Below are 16,483 nucleotides of genomic sequence, written 5' to 3'. Positions count from 1 at the left end.
AGGTGGCCGTTTAGGATAAAATCACCAGGTCGATGTCCTTCATGGCCAGATTTTTCAACAATCCATTAAAAACCGCTGTACGCAAAATTACCTGAAAGATATTCAGATGGGGCTTGCCGATACATATCGTAGTAATTTCCTTTTCGGTGGCGATATCGATGATGGTTTTGGTAATGGCGTTGCTTTTTATTTTAATTACTTCGGCACCAAGTTCGGTAGCCAGTTTAAAGTGATTAATCAGGTGGCGCTGCTTATCCAGTTTAATGCGTTCCATGCTTTCGCTATCGCTCTGCACATAGAGTACTATCCATGGCGATCGGTAATAGGAAGCCAATCTTGCTGTTTTCCTGATCACTACCCCTGCGGTTTCTGCGTTAGAAGATATACAGGCCAAAAAGCGTTCGGGCCTAAGTTTGATCGATTTGGGAATTTCGGTCTGGATTTTACGTTCTACCTGGTGTACCACCTCTTTTAAGGCCAGTTCGCGTAGCTGAAGAATTTTATCAGACTGAAAAAAATTACTCAATGCCCTTTCGATTTTTGATTGATCGTAAATTTTGCCTTCTTTAAGGCGGGTAACCAATTCATCGGCCGTCAGGTCGATGTTTACGATTTCATCTGCAATCTCCAATATCTTATCCGGAATCCGCTCGGTAACCGCAATGCCCGTAATTTGCTCAATTTCTTCATTAATGCTTTCCAGGTGCTGGATATTAACAGCCGAAATTACACTGATCCCCGCTTCAAGCAGATCGAAAACATCCTGCCAGCGTTTGGTATTTTTACTGCCTTCGGCATTGGTATGGGCAAGTTCATCTACAATAACAATCTCCGGGTGACGGTTCATGATCCCCTTGAGATCCATTTCTTCAATTTCTTTGCCGCGGTAAAAGATTTTCCGTCGCGGAATAACCGGCAGGCCTGCCACAAGTGCTTCAGTTTCTGCCCTTTTATGGGTTTCAACATAACCGATGCAAATATCTACACCATTTCGCAGCAATGCATGCGATTCCTGGAGCATCCGGTAAGTTTTACCCACACCAGCACTCATGCCAATATAGATTTTGAGCTTTCCGCGCCTCGATTTTTTAACCAGATCTAAAAAGTGTCTGACGGATTCTTCTTTTTGTTCTTCTTCCATGATCTTTACCAGGTAACAGTCATTATTCCTTTTTCTATTAATATGGTGATCGCAACAATCATGATAAGCGCAAATAAAACCATCGTAAATTTAATTGAAATCTTTTTGGAAATCAGTTTGATCTGTTTTTCTGTTGCATAACTCCCCTTTACGTTAGATGTTCTTCTCCTTTTTAAGGTACGGAGTTTTCTGATCATCAGCATTCCAGAGGTCGCTAAAAACAGGCTAAACAGAATTTCTATGTAAGGATGCATTTTTAATATTGGTTTAACTGATCTGTCACGTTGAGCTGAGCCTGATGAAGTATCGAAATGCTTATTATCATGCATTTTAGTTGGTCCTTCTACAGGCTCAGGATGACAAACCTTAAAGCGTAATCGTTATTCCCGCACAGACGAATCGCGTATTAAAACGAGACTGCAATACTTGCGGTTAGGCTGGCATTAGCGTTAACTGCATCGCCCTGCCGCGCAAAAATTTTATCCTTACTATCATAAGCTTTTCCTTCCAACCGCACAACGGCATTGGCTATTGGCGAATAATCAAGATTTAAAGAATATCCTTTTGTTTTAAAACCTCGTGGCGTGCCCGTGGCAATAAAAATTCCATTTTTGTCTTCATAATATTCAAACCTTCCGGCAACTGCCCATTTTGGTGCAAACTTGTATTGCGCAATAACGACAGGAGCAATCACTTCGCTTTTATCGCTACTGCCTTTTTGTTTCTGTTGCGTACCGTAATCAAGGCCAAGCGTTACACAAAATTTATCAGTAAGCTGAAAAATGCCGTAAACATTGTGGTAAAACCTGTTCACCCTCACCGAATCGACTCCTTCCGTTCCGAGGTAATTGCTATAATTTACGATAATTTTATCTGTTGGTTTCCAGGTCAGCTGAAGTCCGCCGGCAGGTTTATTATTCCCATTCAGGCGCGTAATGCGCTGCCAGCCGTTTAAGTACAATGCGCTAGCTGTAAATTTACCATCATGGGTGCCATAGGTAATTTTCGCACCCGATTCATAGTAAGGTGTGTTTTCTGAAGAAATATTTCGGGTAAGCACCCAACAATCTTTCGAAACCGCACTTTCGAAACCGATGTGTGAAGAAAAGATCCCGGCATCGATCCACAGATTTTCTGTTTTAGATAATTTCACGCCTGCATTGGCTTCAAAGATATTTTTCAAAACCCCTGGCTCGGCAGCAAGATTGGCATTGGCATAAGTTCCGGCCATTACCGCCAAGTTGGCCCTGATCATTCCGCTATCATACGCAGCCTTAATAAAACCAAGGTTCAGGTTTACTTCATTGGCACGGTTGTGGGAATAAATAAAGCCAGGGCGGTTATGATCTGCAGGTTTATTAAAGTCGTATCCATAGTAGGCTTCAAGATAACCGCTTACTTTAATTTTTGGTTCTTCCTGTGCTTTAGCGAAGAATCCTGTTGTCAGTGTAGCGGCAAGTAAAAGTATTTTTTTCATTTTATCTGATTGTTTCGTATTGGGCAAAGCCTAAGGCCCAGGCTGTTGGCTCCAGACCTTAATGCATTGCCATTGTTATTGTTTTGGGAAATTGATTGTTAATAAAGGGGGGCGTCATCTCGACTGGAATGAAGTGGAATGGAGAGATCCTTAAACAAATAGTAAATCTCTCCTACGGTCTGGATGTTGGCATTACTAATTAAGCTCATCAAGGGCAAGATTTAACTTTAATACATTTACCGATGAAGGACCAAAAACCCCCATAAATGGTTTCAGGGTATTCATAGCCACAAGTTCTTTCACTTTTTTAACATCGATTTTGCGGGCTGCAGCAACCCTCCGGATCTGAATGGCCGCACCTTGCTCAGAAATATTTGGGTCAAGCCCACTTCCTGATGCCGTAACCATATCTGCCGGGATATCTGATTTTTTAATGCCCGGATTGTATTTCAATAAGGTATCGATACGCGATTGCACTTCTTTTAAATAATCAGGATTGGATGGCCCCTTGTTCGAACCGGCAGAACCTGCTGCATTATAGGCTACTGCTGATGGTCGTCCCCAAAAATATTGAGGTTTGGTAAACGACTGTCCAAGTAGTGCATAACCCACGGTTTTACCATTTTTGGTGATTTTTTCTCCTCCCCCCTTACCTTTAGACATTTTACTGATCAAGGCAACACTGACAGGATATACCACGCATAACAATACCAATAATACAAGTGTTAAGCGGATTGATTGAATGATGTACTTTTTCATTTTTGTATTTTTTTAAATTTCCTTGGTGTCATGCTGGGGTACGAAGCATCTTTAGCAACTATTTCATCGATAAAGATGCTTCGCCGCGCTCAGAATGACAGATTGTTTTACACAAACAGACCGACTAATAAATCGATTATTTTAATGCCTATAAATGGAGCTACCACACCACCGATACCATATATAAAAAGGTTTCTGCGCAGTAAGGCAGTAGCACCGATAGGTTTGTAAGCTACACCTTTTAATGCCAGCGGAATCAGGATCGGAATAATGATGGCATTAAAAATAACTGCCGACATAATAGCTGATTCTGGCGAATGCAGGTCCATAATGTTCAGGCTTTGCAAAGCAGGAATAGATGCGATAAACAAGGCCGGAACAATTGCAAAATATTTGGCCACATCATTGGCTATTGAAAAAGTAGTCAGGGTACCACGGGTAATCAGCAATTGTTTACCGATTTCTACGATCTCGATCAGTTTTGTAGGATCGTTATCCAGATCGACCATATTACCTGCTTCTTTTGCAGCCTGTGTTCCACTGTTCATGGCTACACCTACATCAGCCTGTGCCAAAGCCGGGGCATCATTGGTACCGTCTCCCATCATGGCTACCAGCTTACCCTGAGCCTGTTCATCTTTGATGTAATTCATTTTATCTTCGGGCTTGGCCTCTGCAATAAAATCATCAACCCCCGCTTTTTCCGCTATATATTTAGCTGTCAATGGATTATCTCCGGTTACCATTACTGTTTTTACGCCCATTTTCCTTAAGCGTTCAAAACGTTCACTGATACCAGGTTTAATGATATCCTGCAATTCGATTACACCAAGGGCTTTTTCGTTTTCAGATACCACTAGCGGCGTTCCGCCGTTGGTTGCAATTGTTTTTACGTGGTTTTCAATATCTGATGGAAAATGATTCCCGGCCTTTTGTACCATATTCCTGATCGAATCGAAGGCACCTTTCCTGATCCTTCTTCCATCAGCGGTGTCTAACCCGCTTGAACGGGTTTCGGCTGTAAACTTGATAAATGCTGATCCTTCGGTTGTTCCGGCAGCTTTGAAACCTTGTTCGGCAGCCAGTTCAATGATCGATTTTCCTTCAGGGGTTTCATCTGCCAATGAGCTTAACACGCAGGCATCGATAAAAGCTTTAATGTTTAATCCGGCAGTTGGATAAAAGTTGGTCGCTTTACGGTTACCAATGGTGATGGTGCCGGTCTTATCCAAAAGCAATACATCAATATCGCCTGCAGTTTCTACCGCTTTACCCGATTTGGTAATTACATTTGCCCTTAATGCCCTGTCCATTCCGGCTATACCGATGGCAGATAAAAGTCCGCCGATGGTGGTTGGAATAAGGCATACAAAAAGTGAGATCAGGGCGGCAATGGTAATTGGCGTATTGGCGTAATCTGCAAAAGGTTTCAGTGTTACGCAAACAATGATAAATACCAGGGTAAAACTGGCCAGCAAAATCGTTAAGGCAATTTCATTTGGTGTTTTTTGACGTGAAGCACCCTCAACCAAAGCAATCATCTTGTCTAGAAAGCTTTCACCGGGAGCAGTACTCACCTGAACTTTAATTTCATCGGATAAAACTTTTGTTCCGCCAGTTACTGAAGATTTATCACCGCCTGATTCGCGGATTACCGGGGCAGATTCTCCGGTAATAGCCGATTCGTCAATAGTGGCAATACCTTCAATAATCTCCCCATCCGTTGGGATGGTATCGCCAGTTACGCAGATAAACACATCGCCTTTTTTTAATTGGTTGGATGAACGGATTTCGATGGTACCGTTAGCCAAAAGCACTTTAGCTGGCGTTTCTTCGCGGGTTTTACGTAAACTATCGGCCTGTGCTTTACCTCTTGCCTCTGCAATGGCTTCGGCAAAATTTGCAAACAATACCGTAAGCAACAGTACCAAAAAGATAAAGAAATTATATAAAGGTGATCCCTGTCCGCTCCTGCTGAAAGAGTATACCGTAACATAAGCCATCACCAGTGTTCCAATTTCGACGGTAAACATTACGGGGTTCCGCACCATTACCCGCGGATCAAGCTTAATGAAAGATTGTTTTAGTGCGGTCTGCACCATGGATGCTTCGAACAATTTATTATTGGGTTTCATTTTTTTAATTTTAAATGATGTAAAATGGAAGGTGTTTGATGGATGATGGAAATGTTAATCGGCCATTTACCATCTTACGTGTTCCACCTTCCATGTTAACTAATGTGTAAAGTATTCTGCCAACGGCCCTAAAGCCAATGCCGGGAAATAAGATAGTGCGTTTAATACCAGGATCACGGCAAAGGTCATCAGCGCAAAGGTTTTGGTATCTGTTTTAAGCGTACCGGCCGATTCAGGAATGAATTTTTTGGCCCCCAGTAATCCGGCGATGGCAACCGGACCGATAATCGGTAAGAAACGCCCTAAGAATATCACAATACCGGTAGACAGATTCCAAAACATATTGTTATCTCCAAGTCCTTCAAATCCAGAGCCGTTGTTGGCATTCGATGAAGTCATTTCATACAGCATTTCAGAGAATCCGTGAAAACCAGGGTTATTGAGCCAGTTTTTAGGCTGAACAGCCCATGCCGCATTGCCATAATTGGTGAAGATATAACTTGCCACGGCTGTGCCGGCCAGGATCAGGAACGGGCTGAGTAAAGTGATAATGGCTGCAATCTTGATTTCCCTGGCTTCTACCTTGTGCCCAAGAAACTCTGGCGTTCTGCCTACCATCAGCCCCGAAATAAATACGGCTACAACCAGGTAAATGAAGTAATTTAATAAACCTACCCCACAGCCCCCGTAAAATGAGTTGATCATCATGCCAAGTAACTGCCATGTACCTGACATCGACATGCTGCTATCGTGCATACTATTTACAGAACCGGTAGATATAATAGTGGTTACCGTTGCCCAATAGGCAGAAGCGGCAGGGCCAAAACGCACTTCTTTTCCTTCCATTGCTCCGGTACCCTGCGAAATACCCATTTTCGCCAAAGCCGGGTTTCCAGCCAGTTCAGAGCTTAGCATAGGAATGAGCAACATAAACAAACCAATGGTCATTACCCCAAAGATTGTCCAGGCCAGTTTTTTCCTGCGGATAAAATAACCGAAAGCAATTACCATTGCAACAGGAATGATTACCTGCGCAATCAGTTCAACCATATTGGTGAAATAACTTGGATTTTCAAACGGGTGTGCAGAATTGGCGCCAAAATATCCACCACCGTTTGTACCCAGGTGTTTAATGGCAATCATTTGGGCAGCCGGGCCTCTCGAAACATGTACTGTATCGCCCTGAAGGGAGATAAATTGATCTTTACCCTCGTAGCTGGCCGGAGTACCGTTAAAACTTAAGATTAAGGCCATTACAAAAGATAAGGGCAATAATAAACGGGTAATTGATTTTACGAAGAATTCCCAGAAATTACCAAGTTCGGTAGCGGTTTTATCCCTAAAAGCTTTAAAAAACACTACTGCGGCAGCAATACCTGTTGCAGCACTTACAAACTGGAGAAACATGAGCACATATTGCTGGGTAAGGTAACTTACGCCGCTCTCGCCCGAATAATGCTGGAGGTTACAGTTCGCAACAAAGCTGATAATGGTGTTAAAAGCAAGGTCAGGTGTCATCCCCGGATTTCCATCGGGATTAAAGGGAAGCTTATTCTGAAAAATGAGTACAAAAAAACCATAAACCAACCATACTACATTAATGGTAAGCAGCGCTTTTAACTGCTGTTTCCAGTTCATCTGTTCTTTAACGTTAATTCCGGAAAGCTTGTAAATACCGGTTTCCAATGGTTTTAAAAAATCTGTCCAGACTTTTTCTCCTGCAAAAACCTTAGCCAGGTATTTACCCAATGGTATTGCGATAACCATGGTAAGCAGGAAAGTGGCAATAATGCCTGTTAATTCAGTGTTCATTTTTTTATTTGTTAATTGTCTTCCGTATTGAAGGGATTAAAATTTTTCGGGTTTGATCAGCACGTAGATCATATAGATAAATACGGCAATGGCGATGATAAATAATGCGGTCATAATGTTAGATTTTTTCGAACCAGTCGATTGATTTATAAGTAGCCCAGCAGAGCAGAACTAAGATTAAAAAAAGTAATATGGTCATGATTTTAATGATTTTACAGGCCATTAGCCAACTCTCATACCATAAAAGGCATACTTAATGCAAATACCTGATAAAGAACCTGTTAAACAGATAATTTTAAAGAAATTAAAATTTGGCAGAAAAAAACCCTTCCATTTTGGAAAGGTTTTTTTCAAATTGGCATTTGCAATAGTGTGCTATCCAATTTGCAAGGGCTCTTTATGCTGTTTCCTGGTACAACGCTTCTACAATAAGCATCCGTTTGACCAGCCATGCCGACAAATTCATAAATTTTGTAAGGTTAAATAAAGGGGATTTGGTACAGCTGATCCATAAACATGACTACCTATTTAAGGCTGAGTATAAGTAACATAAATAATAATCGTCATTACAACGATTATTATTTAAATTAGAAAAAAATTCTAACCAAAAAATGGAACTCTAATGACGACATCTTACACACCCGCATGCTTTTGTTGCTTATGTATTTCGAAGGAATTCTCCTCATTAATAACTGGCCAATCAAAGGAATTTAACGATTAAATTTTAATAGAAAATGAATACAAAATTTTGGCTTCTTGCAGTACTGATCTTAGTGGCAGCAAATGTATATGCCATCAATAAAAAAATAACCAATGAGCCCGATTCTGCTTATCTATTTGCTTATAACGTAAACGGACTTCGATTTGCATGGAGTTTAGACAAACAGAACTGGACACCCGTAGGAAACGATTATACCTATCTGAAAAGCGATTACAGCCGGTGGGGTAGCGAAAAAAAAATGATCACTCCTTTTCTTATCCGGGGTAAAAATGGCCTTTGGGTATGTATTTGGAGCCTGAACGACCGTACATTACAGTTTGCTACCTCAAGCTCAAAAGATCTTGTAAGCTGGAGTCCGCAAAACTATCCTTATGTTAATCAGGGTAAAAATGTGTTGCGTCCGGTGATAAATTATGATGCCAGCCTTGATGAATATACGGTAACCTATACAGATGCGAATGGAAAATATTTCCAGACCAAAACCAAAGATTTAATCCATTACGGTGCTGTAAAAGAAGTACCTGCTTCAACTTATCTCAATGGCAGTACAACCGTTAATATCCCCCATGCAGTTAATGGGCAGATGCACCGTTTATCATGGAAAGTTATTTTGGGTTTAAAAAAAGCCTACGAATTAAAAGATTATAAAAGAAAACAGGATAGTGAAACCACTAAAGATGACGCACAGCGTTTCGCAGGGCTTAAAAATGTGGAAGCCAGAATAACTTTCCAACCGGATAAAGCAAAACCGATCAGCAATATGCTAACCGGTATATTTTTCGAAGATTTAAATTATGCCGCCGATGGCGGCCTTTATGCCGAACTGATCCAAAACCGGGATTTTGAATATCATCCCCGCGATAAAGAATACCATGATCCAAACTGGAACAGCCATTATGCCTGGTTACTTAAGGGTGAACGCGCTACCCTGAAAATAGATTCGGTTTCACCCATTCATCCCAATAATCCGCATTATGCTGTTTTAGATATCCCACATGCCGGGGCATCCATTCTTAATACTGGCTTTGATGGAATAGCTGTAAAAAAGGGAGAAACTTATGATTTTTCGTTATCGGCAAAATTATTGAATACAAAAAAAATGAACCTTGAAGTAAGGCTGGTAAGTGATCAACAGGGAATTTTGGCTAAATCAACTTTAAACATCACTTCCAGTACCTGGAAAACAGCAGCTTTAACTTTGGTATCTTCTGCAGATGCGGCCGATGCAAAACTCGAAATCGTGATGGGCAATCCTGGCCGTATGGCAATTGATATGGTTTCGTTATTTCCGAAAAACACATTTAAAGGCCGAAAAAACGGGTTAAGGGCCGATCTGGCACAAACGATCGGGGATATACACCCACGTTTTGTACGTTTTCCGGGAGGTTGCCTTGCCCATGGCGATGGTATTGCCAACATCTATAAATGGAAAAACTCAATAGGCCCCTTAGCTGCACGCAAACCAGACCGAAACCTTTGGGGGTATCATCAAACCATGGGGCTAGGTTATTACGAGTATTTTCAGTTCTGCGAAGACATTGGCGCTGCACCCGTTCCGGTAATAGCTGCTGGTGTACCCTGCCAAAATTCGGCCACAGGTGGCGGTGGTCAACAGGGTGGTATCCCCATGAGCGAAATGGGCCAGTATATACACGATATAGTAGATTTGATAGAATATGCCAATGGCGATGTAAAAACCGAGTGGGGAAAGAAACGTGCTGAAGCAGGCCACCCAAAACCCTTTAACCTCAAGTATATAGGTATTGGCAACGAAGATCAGATTACCGAAGTATTTGCCGAACGGTTTACCATGATCTATAAGGCCCTGAAAAAATCACATCCCGAAATTACGGTTATTGGTACGGCAGGTCCGTTTTTTGAAGGAACGGATTATGAAGCCGGCTGGCAAATCGCATCAACTCTTAACGTTCCCATTATCGACGAACACTATTACCAATCGCCGGGCTGGTTTATCAATAACCAAAATTTTTACGACAGTTACGACCGGTCTAAATCGAAAGTATACCTGGGCGAATATGCTGCAAGTTTACCGGGCGGCAATAGAACCAACCTGGAAACCTCCCTTGCTGAAGCATTGTACCTTATTTCACTTGAGCGTAACGGCGATGTGGTAAGTATGGCTTCTTATGCCCCGCTTATAGCTAAAGAAGGGCATACACAATGGGATCCTGATCTGATTTATTTTAACAATACTGAAGTAAAACCCACAATAGGTTATTTCGTACAACAATTATACGGACAGAATGCCGGAGAGGTATACATTCCATCAACCGTGGCCCTTTCTTCCAACCAGGAAAGCGTACACAAGCGAATTGCCTGTTCGATGGTAAAAGATGCTAAAACGGGAGATTTAATGGTTAAATTAGTTAACCTTCTTCCTGTTAGTGTCAATACTTCGCTCGATTTCAATCAGCAACAGCTCGGAAAAAACACGGTTAAAACTGTACTTACAGGTAATCCAGCCGATAAAAAAGCTGTTCCGGTTACCACAACAATCAGTACCGATGCCACCAGAAAGCTTGAGCTACCCGCCTATTCTTTTACCGTTTTAAGATTTAAGGCAAAGTAGTTTCACTCAATCGAATATTGAAGAATAAGGGGTTTTAACTTTTCTTAATCCTATCAATCGTCTTAAAAATTCTATCTGCAGTAGTTCAGGTAAAACGGGATCGAGATAAAACACAAAAACCACGATGCTTCATCGTGGTTTTTACTAATCAACTAAACCTTATAAATACTAACCAAATATTTATGCCTCAAAGGTAGATCGCCCGTATTAATTTCAAATTAAGCTGCCGTTAAATGCAAGAAATTTAACCTATAAACTTTAACCAAGCTTCGATCTGTATTTTAGCAGCAAAATAAGCTGTAAAAGAATAGCCTATTGATGCAAGCTGTTATAAATGGTTATATTGCAACACTAATTGTCATGAACCGCTTAAAAAACGCTAATTTTAATAAACTTTCATCATTTCTATTAAAAAAGGAATGCCTTATTGCCATTTATCTCCTGCTGGCCATAGTTGCAGGCTTTAAACAGTACCATCATCACACGTATAACAATTACCTGATATTCAAATACGTTTACTGGCACACTGTCGACCTGCAGAATTTATACAACAATTATCCCGAATACCAGGACAGTAACCACTATGGCCCGGTATTTTCAATTTTTATAGCACCTTTTGCCCTATTACCTGATGGCCTGGGCTGCATACTTTGGAACATTGCCAATGTACTGATATTGCTTTTGGGAATTTACAGCCTCCCCATATCACTTAACAAACGGGCAGTAATTGCCTGGATCTGTGCGCACGAAGCATTAACCGCGCTGTTCAGTTTTCAATTTAATATTGCCCTAACCGGATTAATCTTGCTAAGTTTCTCCTACCTGGTTAAAAAGAAAGAAGTACAATCTGCTTTTTTTATTGCCTTTGGCACATTGGTTAAACTTTATGGGATTGTGGGGTTGGCATTTTTCTTCTTTACCCGGAATAAGTTTAAGTTTATAGCAGGCTGCTTTATGGCATTTTTGGTATTATTTGTCCTGCCAATGGCAATTTCATCACCGGCCTTCGTGGTCCAATCTTATGCAGACTGGTATCATTCACTTGCCCATAAAAATGACCTGAATGCATCACTAACTTCATTCCAGGATATTTCCTTAATGGGAATGGTAAGAAGAACAACAGGAAATATCAACCTCCCAAATGCTCCATTTTTATTAGTTGGCCTTGTCCTGTTTGGTTTACCTTACCTACGGATTAACCAGTATAAACATATTGGCTTCAGATTAATGTTATTGGCATCGACCCTTATTTTTACGGTTATATTTAGCAGCGGATCAGAATCGCCGACCTACATTATTGCCTTTGCAGGTGTTGCAATCTGGTTTATGGTGCAGCAGAATCCTAAAAAAAGCTGGGTAATTGCCTTGTTTGCATTTGCTTTTATATTAACCAGCCTTTCACCAACCGATATTTTTCCGAGGCCGGTTAAAGAATTTATTCGTCTATATTCGCTTAAAGCCCTACCTTGCGTTATCATTTGGCTAACTATAATTTATCAAATGATGAAAGAAGATTTTGAATCTTATCTGATTACCGATAAATGAATAAATTAGTTTCTATAGTAATCCCTGCTTACAACGAAGCCGATAATATTTTTGTAATAGCCGAAAGTATAAAAAAGGTTTTTTCGGCCATTGATTATAATTATGAAATTATACTGGTGGATGATGGGAGTGCCGATCATACGCTCGAAAAAATAAAGGATTACGCTTCAACAGCAGATAATATATTTTTCCTCGAGTTTTCCAAGAACTTTGGTCACCAGCTGGCTGTTAAGGCGGGTATGGACCATGCCTTTGGGGATTGTGTAATTTCCATGGACTGCGATATGCAACATCCTCCTGAATTGATTCCCGAAATGTTAAAAAAATGGCAGGAAGGTTTCGAAGTGGTATACACCATCAGGGAAGAAGATAAAAATTTATCAAAAGGGAAAAGAAGCTCATCAAACTTATTCTACAAAACCTTAAACTGGTTATCTGATATCGATTTGGAGGCAGGAGCAGCCGATTTCCGTTTACTTGATCAAAAAGTGGTGAGTGTTTTCAGAAATTTCCATGAAAATGAACCATTTTTACGCGGTTTGGTAAAATGGCTTGGTTTTAAGCAGTTTGCTATTCGCTACAATCCTGCGGCGCGTTTCTCAGGCCAGAGCAAATACACTTTAAAAAAAATGTTCAGGCTGGCCTTGCATGGTGTAACTTCTTTTAGCATAAAACCACTCTACTCTGCGGTTTACCTGGGGTTCATTCTTTCATTTGCATCAGTACTGTATATTCCATACATTATTTATGCCTTTGTAAATCATGTCGAGGTTTCTGGCTGGGCATCGGTAATTATGACCATTGTCTTTTTTGGGGGCTTACAGCTCATTATTCTGGGTATAATAGGTATCTATGTAGGTAAGATGTTTATGCAGACTAAAAACCGCCCTAATTATATTATCCGTTCAACTAATATTCAACAAAAATAAAATGGTACTGCTCAGTTTTGATATCGAAGAGTTTGATATGCCTTTCGAATATGGAAAAGATATTTCTTTCGAAGATCAGATTGCCATTTCGAGAGCAGGTACAATTGCCATTTTAGATATTTTAGATAAATACGAAATAAAGGCTACTTTTTTTTGTACTGTTACTTTTGCTGAAAATATTCCCGACCTGATTAAACGGATTACTGAAACAGGGCACGAGCTCGCTTCGCATGGTTATTACCATTCCGATTTTAAACCCGAACATTTGCTCCAGTCAAAACTAAAGCTCCAAGAACTTTCAGGGAAAGAAATTACAGGTTACCGTATGGCCAGAATGATGCCTGTTGATGAAAAAGAGATTGAAAAGGCCGGATATGCCTATAATACTTCCATCAACCCGACTTACTTACCAGGGCGCTATAATAACTTTAATATTTCGCGAACACATTTTATTAAAGACAACGTATTGCAGATTCCCGCTTCGGTAAGTCCGGTTGTGAGGTTTCCCTTATTTTGGCTATCATTTCATAATTTACCTCTAAGTATTTATAAAACACTCGCCAGCTGGACCTATAAAAAAGATAAGTACCTGAACATCTATTTTCACCCATGGGAATTTACCGATTTAAATGATTTCGAACGTTTTGGTTTCCCGGCTTATGTAAGGAAGAATACAGGTATAAAAATGATCGAACGTATGGAACTGCTCATCGCCTGGATGAAACGCAAAAATTATCCATTCGGTACCTTTCAAGCGTTTATTAAAAACCTGGCCCAATAGTTCTTATTAAGGTAATTTTTTGCGTTTAGGCTAGTTACCAGGGTATTTAGCCCCGGGCGAAGCGGTCCCGATTTTCATCTGGATAGCGAAGCACGGGAACAGACCTGGATAAGCTGTACTGACTTAAAGGCTTATTTGTAATTTTCGGCCAATTTTAAGGCATTGTAAGCATTAACGATGCCTCCGCTCACGCATATTTCGTTAAAAAGTACCCTGACGTTTTCACCCTTTTCGTTTTTGTACTTTACCTTGTGTGCGACTTTCGAAACAGATTTCATAATGATCTCTCTAACCTGTGCAGGTTTTAAATCCGGGTAATAGCTTAAAATCAATGCCGCCAAGCCTGCAACAACAGGCGAAGCCATACTGGTTCCGTCCGCTTCTTCATATTTATTACCGGGAACTGTCGATTTAATCAAAAATCCGGGGGCAAAAACATCTACGGTGTATTTGCCGTAATTAGAAAAATCGGCCTTCAGGTTATCATCATCTTTATAGGCACTTGCGCCAACTTCTATCCAGTTACTGGCATGCGGAAGATTAAATTTTACAGTATCAATGGGTACAGGCTTTACCAATGCCGACCGATCATAAGGTGGTCTCATGCCCATTCCATTGTTTTGCGGCATAGGCATGGGAGGGGTAAAATCGGGTTTGCTGGGCTTTTTGTGTGCCGCTTTATATGCATCTGCTTCTTTAGAATCAAAAAATTTATTGGGATAATTCTCTTCTACATCATTATTTTGGTTGTCGTTACCGGCAGCATGCACCAATAAAACTCCTTTTTGTTCCGCATATTTAACTGCTGAGTCTACAGCTTTCTTGTCCCATTTATAACTTTTACCAAAACTCATGTTAATTACCCTGGCGCCATTATCTACAGCATAGCGAATACCATTAGCGACGTCCTTATCGCGTTCATCACCAGTAGGCACTACCCTAATGGCCATAATACGCACATTATTGGCAACACCCAAAATACCCAAAGAATTTGTTCTGTCAGCACCAATAATTCCCGATACGTGCGTGCCGTGAAAAGCGTCCGGGCCTTTCACATCATTATTCCCATAATCTTTTTGATAAGAATTGCTATAATCGTCTCCTACCAGTTCTGCACGCATATCATATTTAGGGTTTAAGTTGTATTTCAGCATTGCATCGTATTGCTTGTACCCTTCCTTTATATTTTTATAAAATTTCTCGAAACTGCCGTCTTCTTTAGCCCCTTTCCTGATAATTGTTTTCACCTGTTCTTCGGTCTCATCATCAGCCTTATACTGGTCGATATCGGCTAAAGTGGGTATTTCTTTTTTATTGATTTTGGCAACAGAATCTAAAACTTTGTTAATGGCGATCAGTACCGAAAACGTATTGCTGGCATCTTCGTATTTCTTACCGAAATCACCAACCATTTTCTTATATAAGGCAAATTCTTCTTTTTGTGTGCTATCTAAAGGCGTTAAATTGGTTGTCGACTGGTATTTTGGCCTATAAATTCTTAGCAACCTAACCAGTTCCAGGTTATCGAATTCCAGGTTCCCTTTTTTAGAGCCGATGAAATTCCATCCATGGATATCATCGATATAGCCATTACCATCATCATCTATTCCATTTCCAGGGATTTCTTTTTTATTCGACCATAACACCTGTTTGAGATCGGGGTGTTCTGTATCTACGCCACCATCAATTACCGCTACAATAATATTTTGTTTAGGTTTTTTATCTTTTAATAGTTCACGGTAAGCTTTTTCTGTGCTGATGCCGAAATATCCATTCTCCAGCAAATCGAGATTAAACCAATTTGCAGGAAGCTGCACATTTTTACTCTGGGCAAAAGCGCTAAGGTTTATGCAGAAAATAAAAACAAGAAAACTTAATTTCTTAAGGTTAGCGTTCATCATAGCATTAAGTACGTAATACTACAATAATACGGTTTTATTACTTTCAGAATGAAAGATTTCACATCTTTTAACAGGAGAAGCCAGGCGGTTTAGCCTTCAATTTCCTCCGTTGGATCTGTTATAAGCTAAGTAGCCATAATGATTGAATTGCCTGTTATGAGTTTGTTATCCGGAGCGCAGTTTCCTGTGCATTTGGATGGGGTTTCCTCCTGCTGTGCGCTTTATCCTTTTGGGAAACATTGCTGGGATAGCAACTCTCTTTAACCCAAAAGGGATGCCGCTCCCATCAGGGCTATTATACAACGGTGTTAAGACGTAAGAAGGTAAGAGGGAAAAGAGATGATGGAACTGGCCTCGGGGTATATCGGCATGATCTGCGGGAGTACCGCCACCACGCTATCATTAAGGGATTTAAGTTATTAAGTGCACTTTCTGTAATCAAACAAGTTAAAACAGCCTTAACCTCTTAATGGTTTAAAGCTTGCTGAAAGGAAAAAGGGCCAAAGTTCCGTATCCTGCTTTAATCTTTAGGCTTTGGTCTTTAAGCTTTCCGCTCTGGTCTTTAGCCAAAAAGCCTTTAAACAAGAAAACCCTTCATCATCTCTGACGAAGGGTTTCTTTTAAGATCTGGCACCGACCTACTCTCCCACGTGTTACCGCAGTACCATCGGCTCTGGTGGGCTTAACTTCTC

At 40.6% G+C, this 16,483-nt stretch carries 12 protein-coding genes; 4 read left to right on the top strand and 8 right to left on the bottom strand.

Annotated features, from left to right (window positions below; all coding sequences use genetic code 11):
• Positions 1-10 precede the first annotated feature (10 nt).
• The 7 genes from GGQ60_RS06685 to GGQ60_RS06655 form a co-directional block, all read right to left on the bottom strand.
• Positions 11-1,141 (bottom strand): sensor protein KdpD, encoded by a 1,131-nt coding sequence (locus tag GGQ60_RS06685; RefSeq protein WP_183761372.1) that lies wholly within the window; start codon positions 1,139-1,141, stop codon positions 11-13.
• A gap of 5 nt (positions 1,142-1,146) precedes the next feature.
• Positions 1,147-1,395: a hypothetical protein gene (locus tag GGQ60_RS06680; RefSeq protein WP_183761369.1), complete on the bottom strand. Its 249-nt coding sequence runs from the start codon at positions 1,393-1,395 to the stop codon at positions 1,147-1,149.
• A 152-nt stretch (positions 1,396-1,547) separates the two neighbouring features.
• Positions 1,548-2,618 (bottom strand): porin, encoded by a 1,071-nt coding sequence (locus tag GGQ60_RS06675; RefSeq protein WP_183761366.1) that lies wholly within the window; start codon positions 2,616-2,618, stop codon positions 1,548-1,550.
• Positions 2,619-2,813: 195 nt separating this feature from the next.
• Entirely contained in the window at positions 2,814-3,377 is a 564-nt protein-coding gene (locus tag GGQ60_RS06670) for a K(+)-transporting ATPase subunit C (RefSeq protein WP_183761363.1), read from the bottom strand.
• A gap of 107 nt (positions 3,378-3,484) precedes the next feature.
• A complete protein-coding gene (gene kdpB / locus GGQ60_RS06665; RefSeq protein ID WP_183761360.1) occupies positions 3,485-5,512 on the bottom strand; it encodes a potassium-transporting ATPase subunit KdpB in 2,028 nt (675 codons plus the stop codon).
• A 99-nt stretch (positions 5,513-5,611) separates the two neighbouring features.
• Positions 5,612-7,324 carry a potassium-transporting ATPase subunit KdpA gene (gene kdpA, locus GGQ60_RS06660; protein ID WP_183761357.1) on the bottom strand — a complete coding sequence of 571 codons (1,713 nt, stop codon included), beginning with the start codon at positions 7,322-7,324 and terminating at the stop codon, positions 5,612-5,614.
• Between the two features lie 36 nt (positions 7,325-7,360).
• Complete coding sequence (locus GGQ60_RS06655) at positions 7,361-7,438, bottom strand: potassium-transporting ATPase subunit F (RefSeq protein ID WP_084498241.1); 78 nt, start codon at positions 7,436-7,438, stop codon at positions 7,361-7,363.
• Positions 7,439-8,058: 620 nt separating this feature from the next.
• On the opposite strand from GGQ60_RS06655, the gene GGQ60_RS06650 reads away from it, so the two are divergent.
• The 4 genes from GGQ60_RS06650 (at position 8,059) to GGQ60_RS06635 (ending at position 13,890) form a co-directional block, all read left to right on the top strand.
• Positions 8,059-10,635, top strand: coding sequence for an alpha-L-arabinofuranosidase family protein (locus GGQ60_RS06650; protein ID WP_183761354.1), 2,577 nt, complete (start codon positions 8,059-8,061; stop codon positions 10,633-10,635).
• Between the two features lie 360 nt (positions 10,636-10,995).
• Complete coding sequence (locus GGQ60_RS06645; protein WP_229685046.1) at positions 10,996-12,180, top strand: glycosyltransferase family 87 protein; 1,185 nt, start codon at positions 10,996-10,998, stop codon at positions 12,178-12,180.
• Positions 12,177-13,109, top strand: a complete 933-nt coding sequence (locus GGQ60_RS06640; RefSeq protein WP_183761349.1) for a glycosyltransferase family 2 protein — start codon at positions 12,177-12,179, stop codon at positions 13,107-13,109. The genes GGQ60_RS06645 and GGQ60_RS06640 overlap by 4 nt, the downstream gene beginning before the upstream one ends.
• 1 nt (position 13,110) lies before the next feature.
• Positions 13,111-13,890 carry a polysaccharide deacetylase family protein gene (locus GGQ60_RS06635; RefSeq protein ID WP_183761347.1) on the top strand — a complete coding sequence of 260 codons (780 nt, stop codon included), beginning with the start codon at positions 13,111-13,113 and terminating at the stop codon, positions 13,888-13,890.
• Positions 13,891-14,021: 131 nt separating this feature from the next.
• Here GGQ60_RS06635 and GGQ60_RS06630 read toward each other — a convergent pair whose 3' ends face one another.
• Positions 14,022-15,788 carry a S8 family peptidase gene (locus GGQ60_RS06630; protein WP_183764673.1) on the bottom strand — a complete coding sequence of 589 codons (1,767 nt, stop codon included), beginning with the start codon at positions 15,786-15,788 and terminating at the stop codon, positions 14,022-14,024.
• Positions 15,789-16,483: the final 695 nt, after the last annotated feature.

This window comes from Pedobacter zeae, from assembly GCF_014196715.1.
GTDB lineage: Bacteria > Bacteroidota > Bacteroidia > Sphingobacteriales > Sphingobacteriaceae > Pedobacter > Pedobacter zeae.
This window is presented reverse-complemented; position numbering and strand designations above follow the sequence as displayed.

Coding starts and splice junctions, on each gene's coding strand:
- GGQ60_RS06685 (WP_183761372.1), bottom strand. CDS start 1,141: ATGGAAGAAGAACAAAAAGAAGAATCCGTCAGACACTTTTTAGATCTG.
- GGQ60_RS06645 (WP_229685046.1), top strand. CDS start 10,996: ATGAACCGCTTAAAAAACGCTAATTTTAATAAACTTTCATCATTTCTA.
- GGQ60_RS06675 (WP_183761366.1), bottom strand. CDS start 2,618: ATGAAAAAAATACTTTTACTTGCCGCTACACTGACAACAGGATTCTTC.
- GGQ60_RS06630 (WP_183764673.1), bottom strand. CDS start 15,788: ATGAACGCTAACCTTAAGAAATTAAGTTTTCTTGTTTTTATTTTCTGC.
- GGQ60_RS06650 (WP_183761354.1), top strand. CDS start 8,059: ATGAATACAAAATTTTGGCTTCTTGCAGTACTGATCTTAGTGGCAGCA.
- GGQ60_RS06640 (WP_183761349.1), top strand. CDS start 12,177: ATGAATAAATTAGTTTCTATAGTAATCCCTGCTTACAACGAAGCCGAT.
- GGQ60_RS06655 (WP_084498241.1), bottom strand. CDS start 7,438: ATGACCGCATTATTTATCATCGCCATTGCCGTATTTATCTATATGATC.
- kdpB (WP_183761360.1), bottom strand. CDS start 5,512: ATGAAACCCAATAATAAATTGTTCGAAGCATCCATGGTGCAGACCGCA.
- GGQ60_RS06635 (WP_183761347.1), top strand. CDS start 13,111: ATGGTACTGCTCAGTTTTGATATCGAAGAGTTTGATATGCCTTTCGAA.
- GGQ60_RS06670 (WP_183761363.1), bottom strand. CDS start 3,377: ATGAAAAAGTACATCATTCAATCAATCCGCTTAACACTTGTATTATTG.
- GGQ60_RS06680 (WP_183761369.1), bottom strand. CDS start 1,395: ATGCATCCTTACATAGAAATTCTGTTTAGCCTGTTTTTAGCGACCTCT.
- kdpA (WP_183761357.1), bottom strand. CDS start 7,324: ATGAACACTGAATTAACAGGCATTATTGCCACTTTCCTGCTTACCATG.